At 48.0% G+C, this 13,579-nt stretch carries 20 protein-coding genes and 1 pseudogene; 3 read left to right on the forward strand and 18 right to left on the reverse strand.

The window, feature by feature from the left end; translation table 11 throughout:
• The 3 genes and pseudogenes from LACZS1_RS11630 to LACZS1_RS11640 all read left to right on the forward strand — a co-directional run.
• Nucleotides 1-711 carry an ABC transporter ATP-binding protein gene (locus LACZS1_RS11630; protein ID WP_306402863.1) on the forward strand — a complete coding sequence of 237 codons (711 nt, stop codon included), beginning with the start codon at nucleotides 1-3 and terminating at the stop codon, nucleotides 709-711.
• A gap of 123 nt (nucleotides 712-834) precedes the next feature.
• Nucleotides 835-1,056: a P8 family protein gene (locus tag LACZS1_RS11635; RefSeq protein WP_003567496.1), complete on the forward strand. Its 222-nt coding sequence runs from the start codon at nucleotides 835-837 to the stop codon at nucleotides 1,054-1,056.
• 59 nt (nucleotides 1,057-1,115) lie between these two features.
• Nucleotides 1,116-1,631: pseudogene (locus LACZS1_RS11640) on the forward strand (TipAS antibiotic-recognition domain-containing protein); the annotation flags it as partial.
• 117 nt (nucleotides 1,632-1,748) lie between these two features.
• Here the strand turns inward: LACZS1_RS11640 and truA are convergent.
• From truA to rplF, 18 genes are all read right to left on the reverse strand, one after another.
• On the reverse strand, nucleotides 1,749-2,492 hold the full coding sequence (gene truA, locus LACZS1_RS11645; protein WP_010492567.1) for a tRNA pseudouridine(38-40) synthase TruA: 744 nt from the start codon (nucleotides 2,490-2,492) through the stop codon (nucleotides 1,749-1,751).
• 16 nt (nucleotides 2,493-2,508) lie between these two features.
• Nucleotides 2,509-3,306: an energy-coupling factor transporter transmembrane component T family protein gene (locus tag LACZS1_RS11650; RefSeq protein ID WP_070652023.1), complete on the reverse strand. Its 798-nt coding sequence runs from the start codon at nucleotides 3,304-3,306 to the stop codon at nucleotides 2,509-2,511.
• Nucleotides 3,299-4,165, reverse strand: coding sequence for an energy-coupling factor ABC transporter ATP-binding protein (locus LACZS1_RS11655; RefSeq protein WP_010492570.1), 867 nt, complete (start codon nucleotides 4,163-4,165; stop codon nucleotides 3,299-3,301). The genes LACZS1_RS11650 and LACZS1_RS11655 overlap by 8 nt, the downstream gene beginning before the upstream one ends.
• Complete coding sequence (locus LACZS1_RS11660) at nucleotides 4,141-4,977, reverse strand: energy-coupling factor ABC transporter ATP-binding protein (protein ID WP_083311632.1); 837 nt, start codon at nucleotides 4,975-4,977, stop codon at nucleotides 4,141-4,143. The genes LACZS1_RS11655 and LACZS1_RS11660 overlap by 25 nt, the downstream gene beginning before the upstream one ends.
• A 134-nt stretch (nucleotides 4,978-5,111) precedes the next feature.
• Nucleotides 5,112-5,783, reverse strand: coding sequence for a hypothetical protein (locus LACZS1_RS11665; RefSeq protein WP_274804381.1), 672 nt, complete (start codon nucleotides 5,781-5,783; stop codon nucleotides 5,112-5,114).
• Between the two features lie 778 nt (nucleotides 5,784-6,561).
• A complete protein-coding gene (gene rplQ, locus LACZS1_RS11670; RefSeq protein WP_010492577.1) occupies nucleotides 6,562-6,942 on the reverse strand; it encodes a 50S ribosomal protein L17 in 381 nt (126 codons plus the stop codon).
• Between the two features lie 23 nt (nucleotides 6,943-6,965).
• Nucleotides 6,966-7,904, reverse strand: a complete 939-nt coding sequence (locus tag LACZS1_RS11675; RefSeq protein ID WP_047105402.1) for a DNA-directed RNA polymerase subunit alpha — start codon at nucleotides 7,902-7,904, stop codon at nucleotides 6,966-6,968.
• A gap of 74 nt (nucleotides 7,905-7,978) precedes the next feature.
• A complete protein-coding gene (gene rpsK / locus LACZS1_RS11680) occupies nucleotides 7,979-8,368 on the reverse strand; it encodes a 30S ribosomal protein S11 (protein WP_003567514.1) in 390 nt (129 codons plus the stop codon).
• 20 nt (nucleotides 8,369-8,388) lie between these two features.
• Nucleotides 8,389-8,754, reverse strand: a complete 366-nt coding sequence (gene rpsM / locus LACZS1_RS11685) for a 30S ribosomal protein S13 (RefSeq protein WP_010492591.1) — start codon at nucleotides 8,752-8,754, stop codon at nucleotides 8,389-8,391.
• 33 nt (nucleotides 8,755-8,787) lie between these two features.
• Nucleotides 8,788-8,904, reverse strand: coding sequence for a 50S ribosomal protein L36 (gene rpmJ / locus LACZS1_RS11690; RefSeq protein ID WP_003567518.1), 117 nt, complete (start codon nucleotides 8,902-8,904; stop codon nucleotides 8,788-8,790).
• Nucleotides 8,905-8,931: 27 nt separating this feature from the next.
• A complete protein-coding gene (infA, locus tag LACZS1_RS11695; RefSeq protein WP_070652020.1) occupies nucleotides 8,932-9,150 on the reverse strand; it encodes a translation initiation factor IF-1 in 219 nt (72 codons plus the stop codon).
• Nucleotides 9,151-9,293: 143 nt separating this feature from the next.
• Nucleotides 9,294-9,950 (reverse strand): adenylate kinase, encoded by a 657-nt coding sequence (locus LACZS1_RS11700; RefSeq protein WP_010492594.1) that lies wholly within the window; start codon nucleotides 9,948-9,950, stop codon nucleotides 9,294-9,296.
• A gap of 157 nt (nucleotides 9,951-10,107) precedes the next feature.
• Nucleotides 10,108-11,433 carry a preprotein translocase subunit SecY gene (secY, locus tag LACZS1_RS11705; protein ID WP_047105401.1) on the reverse strand — a complete coding sequence of 442 codons (1,326 nt, stop codon included), beginning with the start codon at nucleotides 11,431-11,433 and terminating at the stop codon, nucleotides 10,108-10,110.
• On the reverse strand, nucleotides 11,433-11,873 hold the full coding sequence (rplO, locus tag LACZS1_RS11710; protein WP_005692118.1) for a 50S ribosomal protein L15: 441 nt from the start codon (nucleotides 11,871-11,873) through the stop codon (nucleotides 11,433-11,435). Before rplO ends, secY begins: the two co-directional genes overlap by 1 nt.
• 32 nt (nucleotides 11,874-11,905) lie before the next feature.
• Complete coding sequence (gene rpmD / locus LACZS1_RS11715) at nucleotides 11,906-12,091, reverse strand: 50S ribosomal protein L30 (RefSeq protein WP_005686735.1); 186 nt, start codon at nucleotides 12,089-12,091, stop codon at nucleotides 11,906-11,908.
• A gap of 11 nt (nucleotides 12,092-12,102) precedes the next feature.
• Nucleotides 12,103-12,606, reverse strand: coding sequence for a 30S ribosomal protein S5 (rpsE, locus tag LACZS1_RS11720; protein ID WP_010492603.1), 504 nt, complete (start codon nucleotides 12,604-12,606; stop codon nucleotides 12,103-12,105).
• Between the two features lie 22 nt (nucleotides 12,607-12,628).
• Nucleotides 12,629-12,988 (reverse strand): 50S ribosomal protein L18, encoded by a 360-nt coding sequence (rplR, locus tag LACZS1_RS11725; RefSeq protein WP_005686733.1) that lies wholly within the window; start codon nucleotides 12,986-12,988, stop codon nucleotides 12,629-12,631.
• A 37-nt stretch (nucleotides 12,989-13,025) separates the two neighbouring features.
• A complete protein-coding gene (gene rplF / locus LACZS1_RS11730; protein ID WP_010492606.1) occupies nucleotides 13,026-13,556 on the reverse strand; it encodes a 50S ribosomal protein L6 in 531 nt (176 codons plus the stop codon).
• Nucleotides 13,557-13,579: the final 23 nt, after the last annotated feature.

Below are 13,579 nucleotides of genomic sequence, written 5' to 3' on the forward strand. Positions count from 1 at the left end.
ATGACCAATCTCGTTGAATTAACCCAAGTAACGAAAATATACGGCAGCGGCCGCACTGCGGTCACAGCCTTGCAACCAACCGATTTTGTTTTGAAAGCCGGTGAATTTGCCGCGATTATCGGTCCTTCAGGCTCGGGAAAAACCACGCTGCTCACAATTATCGGTAATTTACAGCGTCCTAGTGGCGGCAAGGTCATCATCAATCATCAAGACACCACACATTTTACAGAGCGTCAACGAACTGAACTGCGCTTCAACACATTCGGCTTCATCTTGCAAGCCAGCAATCTGATTCCCTTTTTAACTGTCAAAGATCAGCTGGCCTTAGTCGATCGGTTCAATCACCATAAACCGCACAAAATGTCGAAAAGCGAGTTGTTCGACATGCTGGGCATCACCGACCTTGCCGACAACTACCCGGCTGCACTTTCCGGCGGTGAGCGGCAGCGAGTGGCCATCGCTCGGGCGTTGTACAATGACCCGCCTATCGTCTTGGCCGATGAGCCGACCGCGAGCCTAGACACCAAGCGCGCACTGCAAGTCGTGCAACAACTCGCCGACATTGCGCACAACACCGACCGCGGCGTCATCATGATCACCCACGATACCCGCCTGCTTGATCCTGTCGACACCGTTTATGAAATGCGCGACGGCCACCTTAAAGCCCTTCCCAAGTCCAGCTTGGAAAAAATTCAGGAAACTGCGATTTAGTCAAAATTATTTAATTTTTAGCACTCAATTAAAAACAGTGCTAAAAATTTGCATCATTAACCGGTAAAAGGCTTATAATGAACCTGTATCAAAATTGAGTCTAAATCATGGAGGTAATTCATTATGGCATCAGTAGATCCTGAAAAGACATTGTTTCTCGATGAACCAATGAACAAGGTATTTGACTGGAGCGACAGCGAAGCACCTGTTCGTGACGCGCTGTGGGATTATTACATGGAAAAGAACAGCCGCGACACCATCAAGACCGAGGAAGAAATGAAACCAGTCCTCGACATGTCCGACGATGAAGTCAAGGCATTGGCAGAAAAGGTTCTCAAGAAGTAATCAAAAACTGAACATCATGAACCGCGAACCGCAGCCCCGGGCCGCGGTTCTTTTGGTGTAAGCGCGAACTGATCATGGCAAAACGCGACCAACTGAGCTTATTGCTGCAAACCTTGGATCAAACTTTAGAAAAAGGAGTCGACACTATGACTGACGATGAAAAATTTGCAGCGTTCAAAGATCAAGCCATTAACAAAAATGAACAGGCGTACGGCAAAGAAGTCCGCGAACAATACGGTGAGGACATTGTGAACGCCAGTAACGAGAAATTCCGCAAAATGTCGCAAGCACAGGTGGCACAGCTCACTGCATTGCAGCAAAAGATCCTCGACGAACTAAAACCGCTTGTCGGCACGACCGACTTCAACACGCCAGAAGCCAAGCATCTCTTTAAGCTGCATAAACAATTTTTGCAGCTCACCTGGCCATCCGAACAATACTCACCAAAAGCCCATCGCGGTCTCGCTGCCATGTATGTCTCGGATCCCCGCTTCAGTAAGTATTATGAAGATGGCACCGGCAAAAAAGGTGCCGCCGAAACGCTCAATGCCATTATTCGCCACTATACGCGGTAGTTTGGAAAAGTTTGACAATCATGTTTTCTGCATTTGAAGACAATCATCAAACGCAAGTATGAAATCAAGCTTAACAAAAAGGGCGGTGACACAGTGTCACCGCCCTTTTTGTTAAGCTTAATAGTAAACTTCCTTCAAATACAATCCTGAAGCCGGCGCTGTTCCTCTCGCCTGTTGCCGGTCCTTAACTTCAAACAACCGTTGAAAGTCATGAACTTCACGTCGGCCGTTGCCGATCTCAAGCGCCGTGGCAACCAGTATCCGTACCATATTGTACAAGAAGCCATTGCCATAAAACTCAAAAATCAATTCATTTGTCGTCGTATCTTCGCGAACCGTTGCCTCGTAAATCGTCCGAACCTTGTCCTTAATCACACCGCCACTGGCTGCAAAACTCGTAAAATCGTGGGTGCCGACGAGATCCTTTAAGGCAATCTCAATTCGGGCAACATCCAGCTTATAGGGATAGTGGCCGGTGTACAGCCGATTAAACGGATTCGTATAATAACCGCGTGCAACCCGATACATATAACGCTTACCTTTAGCCGAGTAACGCGCATGAAAATCAGCGGCGACAATTTCTGCCTTCAAAATCTCGATATCCAGTGGCATCAACGAATTCATCGCCCGCAGCATTGACTCTGCAGGAATATTTCCCGGGTAATCAAAGCTAATCACCTGACCTAAAGCATGGACGCCTGAGTCGGTCCGCCCAGAACCATCCACATGCACCGGTTGGCCCTTCGTCATTTTGGTCAAGGCTTTTTGCAACACGCCTTGAACCGTTCGTTGTTTTGGCTGAACCTGATAGCCGGCAAAATTGGTGCCATCATAAGCCAATGTCACTTTATAATGCGTCAAAAACCATGTTTCCTTTCTAATACGCCCGCAGCAAAAGCAACAGCCCAGTCAAAACAGCCATCCCGCCAGCAGCAATCCAATCGCGCTGATGGTAACGTAAAATCCGATACTTCGTGCGATCATCGCCACCTTGATAGCCACGTGCCTCCATCGCCGTGGCCAGTTCATCTGCCGTGGTAAAACTGGAAACAAACAGTGGAATCAGCAATGGTACGACAGCCTTCATCTGCTGGAAAATGTTACCTTCACCGAAATCAACACCGCGTGCACGCTGCGCATTCATAATTTTAGTTGTCTGATCCATTAAAGTCGGTACGAAACGCAAGGCAATCTGCAAAACCAGTGCCAATTCGGTGACGGGTACCCGAATCACGCGTAATGGTTTGAGCAGACTTTCAACCGCATCCGCTAACGACAAAGGTTGCGTCGTCAAGGTTAATAAGGTCGACATGAAAATGATCAACACAAACCGAACGAAAATAAAAGCACCGTTGATCAGCCCAAGCTTCGTAATCCATAGCCAGCCCCAATGCCAGTAAACCGTTCCGCCACGAACAAATAAAACCTGGAGAGCAACGGTAAACAGAATCAGCCAAATTAACGGGCGTACCCCACGCAGGAAAAAACCAATCCGAATACCGGATAGCCAGATCATGAATAAGGTCGCAACAAACATTATTAAATATGTCTGCCAGTTGTTGGCGAGGAAAACAATGCCAATATAATAGAAACTCGCCATCAATTTAGTCCGCGGATCCAACTCATGAATCCATGAATGGCCCGGAATATACCGGCCAAGTAAAAGCTTATCCACGCTGGCCACCCCCAATCTGCGGCAACAACTGATCAGCCAGCTCAGTCTCGGTTAACGGCTGCGGATCAAAATGGAATCCTTTTGCTGTCAGCTGTTGCGCCATCTGGGCGGTTTTAGGCAGTCCCAGCTGGTTGGCTTTCAACCATTCTGGATCACTGAAGATTTCCCGCGGCGTGCCCGTTTTAATCAGACGTCCCTTAGCCATCACCCAGACGGTGTCGGCATAATCAGCCACGTCATCCATTTGATGGGTCACAAGGACGATGGTTTGGCCTTGTTCCCGATGCAGTCGTTCAAACATCGTCATCATCTCGTGGCGACCGGCTGGATCCAATCCAGCCGTTGGTTCATCCAGAACCAAGACTTCAGGCTGCATGGCCAATACCCCGGCAATGGCAACCCGCCGCATTTGCCCACCAGATAAGTCAAAAGGCGACTTTTCCAGCACATCATGCGGCAAGCCAACCATGGCGACCATTTTGTCAGCCAATGCCAAAGCGTCCTGTTCACTCACACCGAAATTCTGCGGACCAAACGCAATGTCTTTGGCAACGGTTTGTTCAAACAGCTGGTTTTCGGCAAACTGAAACACCATGCCGACTTTTTGCCGTAATGGTTTCAGGTTTTTATTATTCGTTTCATTGGTGATCACCTTGTCACCAATCGTCACCGTGCCGGATGTCGGTTTTAGCAACGCATTCAAATGCTGGAGAATCGTTGATTTGCCAGAACCTGTATGGCCAATGATCGCGGTATAACTGCCATCATGAATCGTGCCAGAAACATCTTTAATGCCGTCACCGGCGAAAGGTGTACCTGCCTGATAGGTGAAGCTCACATGGTCGAATGTAATGTCCACAGGTAGTCTACCAACCTTTCATTGTCCAAATATGCTTTCGGCATTGTCACCCCGCGCTGAATCAAGGCATCTTTCAGCTTCTCCGAATACGGAACGTCCAATCCCAGGCGCAACAAATCTGTCCCATGGGCAAAAATCTCGCTTGGCGTCCCAATTTCGTTGATTTTACCATCGTTAAGCAAAATAATCCGGTGAGCAACCGCGGCTTCGTCAATATCGTGCGTGATCGACAAGACAGTCAGGTTAAGTTCGTCTTTTAACTCACGAATGACCCCTAATACCTCCTGGCGACCAGCCGGATCCAGCATGGATGTCGATTCATCCAAAATAATAATCTCCGGCCGCTGGGCAATAATCCCGGCGATTGCGACCCGCTGTTTTTGACCACCTGACAATCGCGCCGGTTCCCGATCGGCAAACGCTGTCATGCCAACCCGTTCCAGTGACTCATCCACGCGTTTAACCATTTCATCACGGGGAACCCCCCGATTTTCCAAACCAAACGCGACATCATCAGCCACCGTTGCGCCAACAAACTGATTGTCGGGATTTTGGAAAACAATCCCAACTTTGGCGCGAATATCCCAGACAGTTTCTTCACTAAGCGTCATTCCGGCGACTTCGACCGTGCCTGATTCGGGCGCCAACAACCCATTCAGATTCTTCGCAAGCGTACTTTTGCCGCTACCATTATGCCCGATAATGGCGAGCCATTCACCCTTAGCTACATCAAAAGAAACATCTGTCAGTGCTTGATGTTTTGCCTCGGGATAAGTGTAATTCAAATGTTGAACGCGAATGACGTTGCCCACGACGACCCTTCTTCCTACGCTTTGTATACCGAACAATAATACCATATTTTACTGAGTTGTTGGGAATAAGCACTTGCAAATAACCCCTTTGCAGATAGCCCTTTTTAATGAAAAACATAGCAAAAAGTATTCGGTTAAAATTCCTTCTTAACTATCTCAGGATCTGTACTCATAAAGGCAAAAAAAGCAACGAAGATCAATCCAAGTACCGTCAAAATCCAAGCTTCCCATTTCACTGGATCCCCATGCATCAACGTCATGCCGACGTGACTTTTGCCATTCACAATCCATAGATACGGACGCTGCATTTGCATCAAGAAGATAAAGAATACCGCCCAAATCCACCGGCTTCCTTTTCGAAATAGTCCTATGTAGGCAGACATGATCCCTGCTGGAAAAATGCATAAAAAGCTCAGCATCACAACTAAGAAAAAGCCCGCGGTTGAATTTGGAAATGTTTGAGTTGCCAGCGGGTGCCACTGGGTCAAAGCAATCAAAATCACCCACATGAAAAGAAGTGGCATCAATGTTCTAATCAGACGTCGCGACTGTTGGCGTTTGCGATACTGTCTGCCAGTCAAGTAGCCGCAAACAATCGCAAAAATCCACACGTCGGCTAACCACGTCACGGTCACATCGCCATTGGCAGCGCGGTAAACACTCGGAACAAATGGCCCACCGGTAATGCCACCCGTGGGCGTCATACTGATTAGCAAAGTGACAAAGGTTAAAGACAGTACCAGCCAACAGCCGACCACCAATAATCCTATCTGCCATGGTGCGCGTTGTTTCAACCAATTGTGCATGCCATTCACCTCCGATATTGTGCAGTATACAGGAAAAATGACGGCTGTGCTGGATCGGTAGTGACTTTTTTGCCGACAGCATCGTGAAGCCAACAGTATCGTGAATATGGAAAGGTCGAGGGCGACTAGGCAATAAGAAAAGTGGCAGTAAAAAGGAATCGCTTCAGGTCTGGGCGATTGCTTTTTACTGCCACTTGGGTGTGTTTGTGTTATTTGGCTTACTGGAGGTGCTATTGAAGGCAGGTGTGGATTTCTTCTATAACGCGTTCACTGGCGCAGGAGCCTGCATGTAAGGACCTTGGTCGCAATGGCCAAATAGCCGCGCCCTCCGTGCTGAAAGTCTATTCTATCGAAGGCAAAGTATGGGTTTGACTTCCGATTTCTATAACACGCTCGCAGTCGCAGAAATCTGCGTGTAAGGACCTCAAGCCTAAATGGCCAAAGACCTATTCTTTGACACTTGTGCTATTTAGGGTTCGTGGGGGATTAGCTTCCGCTTTCTATAACGCGCTCGCCAGCGCAGAAGCCTACATGTAAGGACCCCAGACCAACAATGGCCAAAGCCCAGCCATTCGTGGTCTGGGGCCACTTACATTCCGGCTTCTAACCGCGTTGGTTCGCGCTCACACAAAAAAATCATTTAATGATGGAGACACCGGTTGCCCGGTGCTCTCAAGCTAGACTAAGCAGGACTGGGCCTGCCACCATCGTAACGCTCCATCGATCAAATGATCAAAGTTGGTTGACCTTCAAGGGCCAGCCGGTTTTTTAACTGTGTTTAGACGAGCTCAATGATAACCATTGGGGCACCGTCACCGCGACGTGGCGCAGTCTTCAAGATGCGGGTGTAGCCGCCGTTGCGATCTGCGTATTTTGGTGCCAGGTCACTGAACAGTTTTTGCAAAGCGGACTTCACAATAACGCTGTCTTCTTGTTCCTCGACACTTGCAATTTCGTTGCGGACATAAGCTGCTGCTTGGCGGCGTGCATGTAAATCGCCACGCTTGCCCAAAGTGATCATTTTTTCAGCAGTCGAACGAACTTCCTTAGCGCGGGCTTCGGTTGTGACGATCCGTTCATTGATCAGCAGATCAGTTGTCAGATCACGCAACATTGCTTTACGCTGTGAGCTGGTCCGCCCTAATTTACGGTAACTCATGGATTGGCCTCCTTTTCGAAATTTTAGTCTTCTTTACGCAAACCTAAGCCAAGATCAGCTAACTTGTTTTTAACTTCTTCAAGTGACTTCCGGCCTAAGTTGCGCACTTTCATCATATCGGCTTCTGTTTTGTTGGTTAACTCCTGGACCGTGTTGATCCCGGCACGCTTCAAGCAGTTGTAAGAACGAACCGACAAGTCAAGCTCTTCGATAGTCATCTCAAGCATCTTTTCCTTGTGCGTTTCTTCTTTTTCAACCATAATCTCGGCGTTTTTAGCCTCATCCGTCAGATTGACGAAAATATCCAGGTGTTCGGTCAGGATCTTCGCTGCTAAGCTGATGGCTTCACGTGGTGAGATTGAGCCATTAGTCCAAACATCCAGCGTTAACTTGTCGAAATCATTCCGACGGCCAACACGGGTGCTTTCAACTTGATAGTTAACCCGGCTGATCGGGGTGAAAATCGAGTCGATCGGCAAAACACCGATTGGCATGTCATCAGACTTGTTCTGGTCAGCTGCCACATACCCGCGACCCTTTTTAACAGTCATACGTACATGGAAGTGCCCGCCGTCTGCAACAGTACAAATATACTGTTCAGGATTTAAGACCTCAACATCAGGATCAGTGACGATATCAGCAGCAGTTACCTTAGCCGGACCGTTGACATCAATTTCGATGTTCTTATCTTCATCGGTATTCATCTTGAGTGCCAATTTTTTGATATTCAAAATGATTTGGGTGACATCTTCCAACACACCATCAATTGTCGAGAACTCATGAAGTACCCCGTCAATCTGGATGCTGCTGACAGCTGCGCCCGGTAATGAAGAAAGAAGGATCCGCCGCAACGAGTTACCTAACGTAGTACCGTAGCCGCGTTCCAACGGTTCAACCACAAACTTGCCATAGTTGGTGCTTTCATCAACTTTGGTAATGTTCGGCTTTTCGAATTCGATCATCTAGTTTGTACCCCTTTCAAAACGAGAAGTGAAGATTTGTCTGCCTGACCGCCATAACGGTCGAAGGGTAACAATTAAACACGACGACGCTTTGGAGGACGAGAACCGTTATGCGGAACCGGTGTAACATCACGGATCGCAGTAACTTCAAGACCTGTTGCCTGAAGCGAACGGATTGCAGCTTCACGACCAGAGCCAGGGCCCTTAACCGCAACTTCAACCGACTTCATGCCATGTTCCATTGATTCCTTCGCAGCCGCTTCAGCTGCCATCTGCGCAGCAAACGGCGTTGACTTACGACTACCTTTAAAACCGAGTGCACCAGCAGAGGACCAAGCGATCGCATTGCCGCGAGGGTCCGTGATCATTACTAAGGTGTTGTTGAAGGTTGAGTGGATATGAGCCACGCCAGATTCAACGTTCTTGCGGACACGGCGCTTCCGCGTAGTTTTTCTACCTGCCATCGATCAATGACCTCCTTTAATTATTTTTTCTTACCTGCCATGCTTGCTTTCTTCCCTTTGCGGGTGCGAGCATTGTTTTTGGTGTTTTGCCCACGAACCGGCAAGCCACGACGATGACGGATGCCGCGATATGAACCGATTTCCATCAAACGTTTGATGTTCAAGTTCACTTCACGACGGAGATCGCCTTCAACTTTGTATGAATCCAAAGCTGCACGAATCTTGTCTTCTTGTTCTGGGGTCAGGTCATCTTGACGAACGTCTTCCGGAACACCGGCAGTCTTGAGAACCTTTTGAGCGGTTGTCTTGCCAACACCATAAATATAGGTTAAGGCAATGACGATTTGCTTACCACGTGGTAAGTCGACACCTGCGATACGAGCCATGTACAATGACACCTCCTATTGTTTTAGTTTGTATTATCCCTGACGCTGTTTATGCTTTGGGTTTGCAGAGCAGATAATCATGACCCGACCCTTACGACGGACCACTTTGCAGTGCTCGCACATCTTTTTAACAGATGGACGTACTTTCATGAGAATTTAGCCTCCTTGAGTTGGCAACTACTTGAAACGGTAGGTGATCCGGCCTTTGGTCAAATCGTATGGTGACAATTCAACCGTTACCTTGTCCCCTGGTAAGATCCGAATGTAGTACATACGAATTTTACCGGAAACATGGGCGAGAATTTCCGCACCGTTTTCAAGTTTGACTTTGAACATCGCGTTGGGTAAGGTATCCGTCACGGTGCCTTGGATCTCAATTACATCGTCTTTTGCCACGAAGTGTTTCCTCCTAAAAATTATTGGTTCTATTAACGCGCGAAAAGGGTGAGGCCGATTGGCACTCACCGCATACCGCGATATTGTACCATAATTCTTCGACTTTGAAAACAGTCATGAGGGGCGTGCAATCGTCCAAGCACTTATTTTGCCACAGTCGCCAAAATCGCTTTGATATCGGCAAACACCTTATCGATGTCCTGGTCGCCATTAACCGTGTGCAGCAGGCCCTTCTTCTTATAGAAGTCCAATAACGGCGTGTTCATCTCGATGTTTACTTTAAGCCGATTCTTAACCGTTGCCGGCTTGTCATCTTCACGTTGGAAAAATTCGTGACCGCCGCAACGATCACAAGTGCCGGCAACCTTTGGCGGGTTGTAGATTTTGTGATAAGTTGCTCCGCATGTCTTGCAGATAAACCGACCAGACAAACGGTCAACCAATTTTGCAGGCGCAACATCAATGTTGATAACAGCATCTAACGGCTTCTTAAGATCAGCTGTGATCGTTTCGAGTGCCTCTGCTTGTTGAATGGTGCGCGGAAAGCCGTCAAGCATATAACCGGCGTCGGTATCAGATTCAGCAAGACGTTCTTTGACAATGCCGTTGGTCACGGAATCCGGTACCAACTGTCCCTTATCAATAAACCCCTTTGCTTCTTTACCCAATGCCGTGCCAGCAGCCATTGCAGCTCGAAACATATCCCCAGTAGAAATATGTGCAATCGGATAAGTATCCTCAATCCGTTCTGCCTGCGTGCCTTTCCCTGCACCGGGAAGTCCCATTAAAATGAGATTCACGTTGCATCCTCCTCTAAATATACACGCCAGCGCAACAGCAAAGCCTTAGATTCAAACTAAATGTCTGAATCTTTTGACTGCCAGGTGCACTAGCCCATACACTGCTTTTGCCGCGTTAGCCGATTCGAAAATCGAACCGATTAACGTACGATTTTGTTTACTTCTTCTGATCATCCTTAACCAAATCACCACGGATAAAGCCGACATACTCACGTTTCATGAGCAAGCCGTCTAACTGCCGAACTAATTCAATCGCAGTCATGACAACAATCAGCAGGCTGGTACCACCAAGTCCAATTGATTGTGGCAAACCCCAAATGTTAGCGGCCAGTTGCGGTAATAAGGCAACCAAACCAAGGAATAATGCCCCGACTGTTGACAAACGCATAAGCAGTCGCGAGATATAATTCTCGGTTTCCTTACCCGGCCAAACACCGGGAATGTAGCTGCCTTGTTTGGTTAGGTTTTCTGCGACCTTTTCGGGATTGACCTGAACGAACGCATAGAAGAATGTGAACAGGATAATCAAAATCGTATAGATCGCAGTTCCGGCAGGCTTTTGCATATTGAAGATGTTGGTCATGACCTGATACCAGCCATCACTACCATGATTCTTCTGAAAAGCCATTAAAATTGTCTGCGGGGTTACAATGAAAGAACTCGCAAAAATAACCGGAATAACACCGGCAACGTTCACCTTAAGTGGCAGGTAACTATTGCTACCTGCACTGGTAACGCGGCGGGTATACTGAATCGGAATCTTGTAGTTTGCTTGTTGTACCCAAGTAACGAAAGTGATCACGATAATCACAATCACTGCCAAGGCGGCCAAGAACGCAATTCCTTTCCAGATCTCGGCGCCGGAGTACACCTGAACATTGTCCCGATATAACTCTTGAAGACCTGAAGGCAGGCGTGCAACGATCCCTGAGAAGATCAGCAACGAAACACCATTACCAAGCCCCTTATCGGTGATTTGCTCACCCATCCAGGTCAGCAACATCGTGCCGCCGGTAAGGATGATACCGATCGTAATGTAGGTGCTAACAGATGGATTCTTGACCAAGCCCATCGAACTTAACGTTTGAAAGCCGGCCGTGATCCCAATTGCCTGAAAGAACCCAAAAATGATGGTTAGATAACGGGTGACCTGATTCAGCTTACGCCGACCGACTTCCCCTTGCTTGCTCCACTCAACAAATTTCGGAACGATATCCATTTGCAGCAGCTGAACCACAATTTGCGCCGTAATATACGGCGAAACCCCCATCGAAAAGATGGAGTACTGAGCAAGTCCGCCACCACTGACGGTATCCAGCAGTGAGATCAAGCCTGTCGAGCCAATTGACTGCAGTGCCTTTGCGTTAATGCCCGGCACCGCGATCAGTGTACCTAATCGATAGACCAATAAAACCGCTAAAGTGAAGAGGATCTTGTTACGGATGTCTTTAACCTTGAGCGCGTTTTTTAGGGTCCTCAGCATTAGATCACCTCAATCGAACCGCCAGCTGCTTCAACGGCAGCTTTTGCTGCGGTTGAAGCTTTTGCAACCTTAATGGTCAATTTTTTCTCAAGTTTGCCGTCTGCCAGCAACTTGACACCGTTCTTTTCGTTCTTAACAATACCAGCGTCGATCAAGGCTGCTGGTGTTACTTCGGCACCATCGTCGAAGCGGTTAAGATCGGAAAGGTTAACGATTGCGTATTCTTTGCGGTTAATGTTGTTGAAACCGCGTTTAGGCATCCGCCGGAACAATGGCATCTGGCCACCTTCGAAGCCAAGACGCGTCTTGCCGCCCTGACGTGCCAATTGACCCTTTGTCCCTTTACCGGCTGTTTTACCTTGACCGCTAGAAGTACCGCGGCCCAGACGTTTGCGGGCATGACGGGAGCCGACGCTCGGCTTTAATTCGTGCAATTGCATACTCTTGGGCACCTCCTTGTCGAAATAATGTATTAATCCTTGATTTCTTCAACAGAAACCAAGTGTGAAATTTGGAAAATCGCACCGCGAGTGGCTGCGTTGTCTGGCTTAATTACCGAGCTATTTACCCGGTTTAAACCTAATTCCTTCACAATCTTACGTTGCTTAGGAAGACGGTGGGCAGCACTACGGGTCAAAGTAATCTTCAATTGAGCCATGTGTTTACCTCCTAGTCTTCAAGCGATGACGCAGAAACGCCGCGCAATTCAGCAACTTGTTCCCGAGTCCGCAATTGTGAAAGGCCGTCCATAGTTGCGCGAATCATGTTGATTGGCGTATTCCGACCGAGAGACTTACTGGTGATATCGGCAATGCCGGCAAGTTCCATGACGGAACGGATAGCGCCACCAGCAGCAACCCCGGAACCTTCTTCAGCAGGCTTCAACAGCACTTCACCAGCGCCGAAGTGACCAATAACTTCGTGAGGAATGGTTGTTCCCACGATCGGTACTTCGATGAGGCTCTTCTTGGCTGCGTCAACAGCTTTACGGATTGCTTCAGGTACTTCTTGGGCTTTACCGGTTGCAAAGCCGACGTGACCGTTCTTGTCACCGACAATTGCAATTGCAGCAAAACGCAGGCGCCGACCACCTTTAACAACCTTTGTAACACGGTTGATGGCAACGACCTGGTCTTCTAAGTCCAATTGGTTTGGATCGATAAATGATGCCATGTGTTGGTTATCCTCCTTTTTACTAGAATTCGAGGCCATTTTCACGTGCTGCTTCAGCTAACGCAGCAACGCGACCATGGTACAGATAACCACCACGGTCAAAGACCACAACTTTATGACCATCCGCAACAGCGCGCTTGGCAATCAATGCGCCAACCTGTGCAGCAGCGTCGGTCTTGTTTTCAGGATCTTTAATGTCCTTATCAAGAGTGGAGGCACTTGCTAGCGTCACACCCGCTACGTCATCAATTAATTGCGCGTAGATGTTTTTATTGGAACGGAAAACGTTCAAGCGTGGGCGCTCGCTCGTACCAGAAATCTTGCCTCGTACGCGGGCGTGACGCCGTTGCCGAGTCTTGTTCTTATCTGGCTTTGAAATCACAATGTTCACCTCTTGTTAAATTTGTTGAAGGTTACGACTACTTACCAGTCTTACCTTCCTTATGACGGACATGTTCGTCAACGTAACGAATCCCTTTACCCTTATAAGGTTCAGGTGCACGGACGGAACGAACAACGGCTGCGAATTGGCCAACAACCTGTTTTGAGATCCCACTGATGATGATCTGAGTGGTGCTTGGAACTTCAACAGTAATCCCTTTTGGTGCGGTCATTTCAACTGGATGTGAGTAACCGACGTTCAAAACAAGCTTTTCGCCTTGCTTTTGGGCACGATAACCAACACCGACCAGTTTCATTTCTTTCTTGTAGCCTTCGGTAACCCCGACGACCATATTGTTTAAGTTGGCACGCATGGTACCGTGGATAGCCTTATACGAATCATCAGGACGGGTGAAACTGATTTCGTCGCCTTCTTGATGCATTTCGATTTCCGGGACAAAATGACGCGTCAATTCGCCTTTAGGACCCTTAACCGTGATGTTGTCGCCATCTTTGGTGACAGTGACACCGGCTGGGACTTTAATGACTTTATAACCAATACGACTCACTTATCGGCACCTCCTTTTTGATG

This window comes from Lacticaseibacillus zeae subsp. silagei (assembly GCF_030770335.1).
GTDB classification, from domain to species: domain Bacteria; phylum Bacillota; class Bacilli; order Lactobacillales; family Lactobacillaceae; genus Lacticaseibacillus; species Lacticaseibacillus zeae.

What these genes read in the sequence shown, in the direction of transcription:
- LACZS1_RS11630 (WP_306402863.1), top strand. Translation starts at nt 1, where the DNA reads ATGACCAATCTCGTTGAATTAACCCAAGTAACGAAAATATACGGCAGC.
- LACZS1_RS11635 (WP_003567496.1), top strand. Translation starts at nt 835, where the DNA reads ATGGCATCAGTAGATCCTGAAAAGACATTGTTTCTCGATGAACCAATG.
- LACZS1_RS11665 (WP_274804381.1), bottom strand. Translation starts at nt 5,783, where the DNA reads ATGCACAATTGGTTGAAACAACGCGCACCATGGCAGATAGGATTATTG.
- rplQ (WP_010492577.1), bottom strand. Translation starts at nt 6,942, where the DNA reads ATGAGTTACCGTAAATTAGGGCGGACCAGCTCACAGCGTAAAGCAATG.
- LACZS1_RS11675 (WP_047105402.1), bottom strand. Translation starts at nt 7,904, where the DNA reads ATGATCGAATTCGAAAAGCCGAACATTACCAAAGTTGATGAAAGCACC.
- rpsK (WP_003567514.1), bottom strand. Translation starts at nt 8,368, where the DNA reads ATGGCAGGTAGAAAAACTACGCGGAAGCGCCGTGTCCGCAAGAACGTT.
- rpsM (WP_010492591.1), bottom strand. Translation starts at nt 8,754, where the DNA reads ATGGCTCGTATCGCAGGTGTCGACTTACCACGTGGTAAGCAAATCGTC.
- rpmJ (WP_003567518.1), bottom strand. Translation starts at nt 8,904, where the DNA reads ATGAAAGTACGTCCATCTGTTAAAAAGATGTGCGAGCACTGCAAAGTG.
- secY (WP_047105401.1), bottom strand. Translation starts at nt 11,433, where the DNA reads ATGCTGAGGACCCTAAAAAACGCGCTCAAGGTTAAAGACATCCGTAAC.
- rplO (WP_005692118.1), bottom strand. Translation starts at nt 11,873, where the DNA reads ATGCAATTGCACGAATTAAAGCCGAGCGTCGGCTCCCGTCATGCCCGC.
- rpmD (WP_005686735.1), bottom strand. Translation starts at nt 12,091, where the DNA reads ATGGCTCAATTGAAGATTACTTTGACCCGTAGTGCTGCCCACCGTCTT.
- rpsE (WP_010492603.1), bottom strand. Translation starts at nt 12,606, where the DNA reads ATGGCATCATTTATCGATCCAAACCAATTGGACTTAGAAGACCAGGTC.